This is a genomic window from Bacteroides sp. 1_1_14 (assembly GCF_000162515.1).
In the GTDB taxonomy this organism is placed as follows: Bacteria; Bacteroidota; Bacteroidia; order Bacteroidales; family Bacteroidaceae; genus Bacteroides; species Bacteroides thetaiotaomicron.
Map to the genome: position 1 here is coordinate 1 of NZ_GG774704.1, position 4,417 is coordinate 4,417.

Annotated in this window: 5 protein-coding genes; all 5 read left to right on the top strand. The window is 41.3% G+C overall.

Features of this window, described 5'->3' with window-relative positions; genetic code table 11:
- Nucleotides 1-188: 188 nt before the first annotated feature.
- The 5 genes from HMPREF9007_RS17665 (at nt 189) to der (ending at nt 4,387) form a co-directional block, all read left to right on the top strand.
- Nucleotides 189-767 (top strand): DUF177 domain-containing protein, encoded by a 579-nt coding sequence (locus HMPREF9007_RS17665; RefSeq protein ID WP_008760763.1) that lies wholly within the window; start codon nt 189-191, stop codon nt 765-767.
- A gap of 12 nt (nt 768-779) precedes the next feature.
- Nucleotides 780-965 carry a 50S ribosomal protein L32 gene (rpmF, locus tag HMPREF9007_RS17660; RefSeq protein ID WP_002562387.1) on the top strand — a complete coding sequence of 62 codons (186 nt, stop codon included), beginning with the start codon at nt 780-782 and terminating at the stop codon, nt 963-965.
- 86 nt (nt 966-1,051) lie between these two features.
- A complete protein-coding gene (locus HMPREF9007_RS17655; RefSeq protein WP_008760764.1) occupies nt 1,052-2,059 on the top strand; it encodes a beta-ketoacyl-ACP synthase III in 1,008 nt (335 codons plus the stop codon).
- Between the two features lie 85 nt (nt 2,060-2,144).
- A complete protein-coding gene (era, locus tag HMPREF9007_RS17650; protein ID WP_008760765.1) occupies nt 2,145-3,026 on the top strand; it encodes a GTPase Era in 882 nt (293 codons plus the stop codon).
- 47 nt (nt 3,027-3,073) lie between these two features.
- Nucleotides 3,074-4,387: a ribosome biogenesis GTPase Der gene (der, locus tag HMPREF9007_RS17645; protein WP_008760766.1), complete on the top strand. Its 1,314-nt coding sequence runs from the start codon at nt 3,074-3,076 to the stop codon at nt 4,385-4,387.
- Nucleotides 4,388-4,417 lie beyond the last annotated feature (30 nt).

The window sequence follows — 4,417 nt, forward strand, 5'->3', positions numbered from 1 at the left end:
AGAAATACCAGAAGGGCTTTATTGTTTTTTGTCCTTCTGAAATTTGTGACATCATTTTTAACAGCAATAATCCTCATAATACCTATTAAAAAAGTGAATATTTACTGGTAATTTGTATGTTATGAGGATATTTATTTGTATCTTTGTCGCCCGAATTGTAATCTAACGATTTAAAAAAGAGAGAAGCTTTGGGAAAGTTTGATAAATACAAAATTGATTTGAAAGGCATGCAAACAGACTCTGCTAAGTATGAGTTTGTTTTGGATAACCTTTACTTCGCCCACATTGATGGTCCTGAAGTTCAGAAAGGAAAAGTAAATGTTACTTTGACTGTGAAAAGAACCTCTCGTGCTTTCGAACTGAGCTTTCAGACAGACGGTATAGTATGGGTACCATGCGACCGTTGCCTGGACGAAATGGAGCTACAGATCACTTCGTCTGACAAACTGATGGTGAAGTTTGGACATGAATATGCAGAGGAAGGCGACAACCTGATTGTGATCCCTGAAGAAGAGGGAGAAATCAACGTTGCATGGTTCATGTATGAATTCGTTGCACTCTCTATCCCAATGAAGCATGTGCATGCTCCGGGTAAGTGCAACAAAGCTGTTACTAGCAAGTTGAGCAAGCATCTCAAGACAGATGCCAATGAAGATAGCGATGAAGTCTTCGACACAGGTGGAGATGATATCGTAGTTGAGGAGGAAATGGAGGAACAAATTGATCCCCGTTGGAATGAATTAAAAAAAATATTAGATAATAATTAAAGTTTTAAGAAAATGGCACATCCTAAGAGAAGACAATCAAAAACAAGAACAGCAAAGAGAAGAACTCATGATAAGGCAGTAGCTCCTACATTGGCTATTTGTCCGAATTGCGGAGAATGGCATGTTTATCACACTGTATGTGGCGCATGTGGTTACTACAGAGGTAAGCTCGCTATCGAAAAAGAAGCAGCTGTATAATTAGTACAGTATACTCAAGACAGCCGAGGGGGAAAACTCTCCGGCTGCTTTAAGTATTATAGTATCGCTAATTTAAAATAGGTTTGATGGAAAAAATAAATGCAGTAATCACAGGAGTTGGAGGATATGTACCCGATTATATCTTGACTAATGAAGAGATATCAAAAATGGTAGATACCAACGATGAATGGATTATGACTCGTATTGGAGTAAAGGAAAGACATATTCTGAATGAGGAAGGATTAGGTAGCTCATACATGGCACGCAAAGCTGCCAAGCAGTTGATGAAGAAGACCGGAGCCAATCCTGACGATATTGATTTGGTTATTGTTGCTACTACTACTCCTGACTATCACTTCCCTTCTACAGCTTCTATTCTTTGCGATAAACTCGGACTGAAAAACGCATTTGCTTTCGATTTGCAGGCCGCTTGTTGCGGTTTCCTGTATTTGATGGAAACAGCTGCTAACTTCATTCGTTCGGGAAGATATAAGAAAATTATCATTGTCGGTGCCGATAAGATGTCGTCAATGGTTAACTATACAGATCGTGCTACATGCCCTATCTTTGGTGACGGTGCCGCTGCTTTTATGATGGAGCCCACTACGGAAGATTTAGGTGTTATGGATTCGATATTGAGAACTGATGGTAAAGGCCTGCCTTTCCTCCACATGAAAGCTGGTGGTTCGGTTTGTCCTCCGTCTTATTTCACTGTAGACAATAAAATGCACTATCTGCACCAGGAAGGAAGAACAGTGTTCAAATATGCGGTTTCAAGTATGTCGGATGTATCGGCTGCAATTGCAGAAAAGAATGGTCTGACTAAAGATACTATTAACTGGGTGGTTCCCCACCAGGCGAATGTACGTATCATTGAAGCTGTGGCTCATCGCATGGAACTCCCGATGGATAAAGTGTTGGTGAACATTGAGCATTATGGTAACACAAGTGCCGCTACGCTTCCTCTGTGTATCTGGGATTTTGAAGATAAACTAAAGAAAGGTGATAACATTATATTTACAGCATTCGGCGCCGGATTTACATGGGGTGCGGTTTATGTAAAATGGGGTTATGACGGAAAAAAGGAATCGTAACGTAAGTTACTGAATTATAACACAAAAAACGCATCCTATTTCGATTCGATGCGTTTTTTTGTCTCAACCAATAAAATAAAGAGAAATGCATAAAGCAGGTTTTGTAAACATCGTAGGGAATCCGAATGTCGGAAAGTCGACATTGATGAATGCTTTGGTGGGAGAACGTATATCAATTGCTACCTTCAAAGCGCAGACTACCCGTCACCGAATTATGGGAATTTATAATACGGATGATATGCAGATTGTTTTTTCTGATACTCCGGGAGTATTGAAACCTAACTATAAGTTGCAGGAGTCGATGCTGAACTTCTCAACCTCTGCATTGACAGATGCGGATGTACTGCTTTATGTGACTGACGTGGTGGAGACGCCCGATAAGAATAATGAGTTTATGGGAAAGGTGCGTCAGATGACGGTTCCTGTCCTGTTGCTTATCAACAAAATAGACCTTACGGATCAGGAGAAGCTGATCAAACTGGTCGAAGAGTGGAAGGAGTTGCTTCCGCAGGCTGAGATTATCCCTATTTCCGCCGCATCCAAGTTTAATGTAGACTATGTGATGAAGCGTATTCAGGAACTGTTGCCTGATTCTCCTCCTTATTTCGGCAAAGATCAGTGGACGGATAAGCCTGCCCGTTTCTTTGTGAATGAGATTATCCGTGAAAAGATTCTGCTATATTATGATAAGGAAATCCCTTATTCGGTGGAAGTAGTAGTGGAAGAATTTAAAGAGGAAGCGAAAAAAATACATATCCGGGCAGTGATTTATGTGGAACGTGATTCACAAAAAGGAATCATTATCGGCAAGCAGGGAAAAGCATTGAAAAAAGTAGCTACCGAAGCACGCCGGGAATTGGAACGTTTCTTTGGAAAGACGATTTTCCTGGAAACTTATGTGAAGGTTGATAAAGATTGGCGTAGTTCGGATAAGGAACTGCGGAACTTTGGTTATCAGTTAGATTAAGAGTATTCATGCGACTGGGATAGTCGTGAAAAACAAGGTATTGAGCTATGAATAATTTAGTTGCAATTGTAGGACGCCCCAATGTGGGCAAGTCTACCTTATTTAACCGTCTGACGAAAACTCGTCAGGCAATTGTGAATGAAGAAGCGGGTACAACCCGTGACAGGCAGTATGGCAAGTCCGAATGGCTGGGTCGTGAGTTCTCCGTGGTAGATACCGGCGGATGGGTAGTGAACTCTGACGATATCTTTGAAGAGGAAATCCGGAAGCAAGTATTGCTGGCTGTGGAAGAAGCAGATGTTATTCTGTTTGTAGTGGATGTGATGAACGGAGTGACTGACCTGGATATGCAGGTTGCGACTATCTTGCGACGTGCTAACAGCCCGGTGATTATGGTTGCCAACAAGACGGATAATAATGAATTACAATATAACGCTCCTGAGTTTTATAAATTAGGATTGGGCGATCCGTATTGTATCTCTGCTATCACCGGAAGTGGTACAGGTGATTTGATGGACTTGATCGTCAGCAAATTCAATAAAGAGACTTCGGAAATTCTGGATGATGATATTCCCCGCTTTGCTGTAGTAGGACGCCCGAATGCAGGAAAATCCTCTATTGTAAACGCGTTTATCGGAGAAGACCGTAACATTGTAACGGAGATCGCCGGAACAACCCGTGACTCTATTTATACTCGTTACAATAAATTCGGATTTGATTTTTATCTGGTAGATACAGCCGGTATCCGTAAAAAGAATAAGGTGAACGAGGATCTGGAATACTATTCGGTAGTCCGTTCGATTCGTTCGATTGAAAACGCGGATGTCTGTATTTTGATGCTTGATGCTACAAGAGGTGTTGAAAGCCAGGATTTGAATATTCTTTCTTTGATTCAGAAAAATCAGAAGGGGCTGGTAGTCGTGATTAATAAGTGGGACCTGATAGAGGATAAAACGGCGAAAATGATGAAGGAGTTTGAAGCGACTATCCGTTCACGTTTTGCTCCCTTTGTGGATTTCCCGATTATATTTGCTTCTGCATTGACCAAACAGCGTATCCTGAAAGTGCTTGAAGAAGCCCGTAACGTGTATGAAAACCGTACGACGAAGATACCGACTGCCCGCCTGAACGAAGAGATGCTTCCGTTGATTGAGGCATATCCACCCCCCTCCAATAAAGGTAAATATATCAAGATCAAATATATCACGCAGTTGCCGAATACACAAGTGCCTTCATTTGTATATTTCGCCAATTTGCCGCAGTATGTGAAGGAACCGTACAAACGTTTCCTGGAAAATAAAATGCGTGAGAAGTGGAATCTGACCGGTACACCGATCAATATTTATATCCGACAGAAGTAAAAGGTATATTCGTATAAATAAAAGAATTGC

Excerpts from the sequence above, each read along its gene's own strand:
- rpmF (WP_002562387.1), top strand. The coding sequence starts at position 780 with ATGGCACATCCTAAGAGAAGACAATCAAAAACAAGAACAGCAAAGAGA.
- HMPREF9007_RS17655 (WP_008760764.1), top strand. The coding sequence starts at position 1,052 with ATGGAAAAAATAAATGCAGTAATCACAGGAGTTGGAGGATATGTACCC.
- era (WP_008760765.1), top strand. The coding sequence starts at position 2,145 with ATGCATAAAGCAGGTTTTGTAAACATCGTAGGGAATCCGAATGTCGGA.
- der (WP_008760766.1), top strand. The coding sequence starts at position 3,074 with ATGAATAATTTAGTTGCAATTGTAGGACGCCCCAATGTGGGCAAGTCT.